This window comes from Arthrobacter sp. GCM10027362 (assembly GCF_042679445.1).
In the GTDB taxonomy this organism is placed as follows: Bacteria; Actinomycetota; Actinomycetes; order Actinomycetales; family Micrococcaceae; genus Crystallibacter.
Window position 1 is genome coordinate 1 of record NZ_JBHTML010000413.1, and the last position, 822, is coordinate 822.

The 822-nt window shown below is 70.3% G+C and carries 1 protein-coding gene; it reads right to left on the reverse strand.

The annotated features are described in order from the left end of the window. Positions 1-12: 12 nt before the first annotated feature. On the reverse strand, positions 13-822 hold an 810-nt coding region (locus tag ACFQ36_RS23060; protein WP_377017936.1), incomplete at its 5' end, for a hypothetical protein.

The following is an 822-nucleotide window of genomic DNA, read 5'->3' on the forward strand; positions in this document are numbered from 1 at the left end:
CAGGTTTCCGGGTCAGGACGATGCGGATGCCTGCCGGACGGCGCCGAAGCCCCTTTGCTTCATCGCGCCGCGCAGCTTGCTGCCGAGCGCCTTCCGGGGCGCCCCCTCGGCGAACATGACCCGCTGCTCGAGCGTCCACCCCAGGCGTCCGACGCCGTCCTCGACCGCGGCCCGGTCATCGAGGCCGAGCCTGCGGTCTTCCAGGCCGCAGGCCTGCAGGAACGCGGCCTTGTTCTCCCGGTAGAACTCCTGGCAGCGGAGCAGGCGCTGGAACTCCTCCTTGTCCGGGCGGTTCTGCTCTTCCCGCCGGGATGCTGCCCGGCGGCGGGCCCCGCCCTTGTCGGACTCCAGTACCTGCCGGACCGTCATCCGGCCGGCCTTGTTGATCAGGGCGACGAACGCGTCGGCGGTGCGCTCGTTGAGTTCCGGATCCGACCCCAGCAGGCGGGCGGCGGCGTCGGCCGGGCCGCCGGGGTTCCCGGCCTCCTGCCCGGCCCAGTCCCGGAGGGAACCGGCCCCCGGTGTGGCCAGCAGCTGATTCGCCAGGGCCAGGATCCAGCCCGGTTTGAGTGATGCCTCCATGTCTTCGCCCATCGAGGTTTCCCACATGCTGCGGGGCAGGTCCGGATAGTCCCTGCCCCAGTACTGCAGGTCCATCGTGTAGGCCGTGTCGTAGACGGAGTCCGTGGGGTCCTCCGGCGAGTGGAGGTAGAAGTCGGCCAGGTATTCGACGGCGGAACGAAGGCATGCCTCTTCCACTGCGGCCAGGGCGTCGGCCAGGTGTTCCCTGGCCTCGGCGGCCGCAGCTTCCTTCAGGTCCAT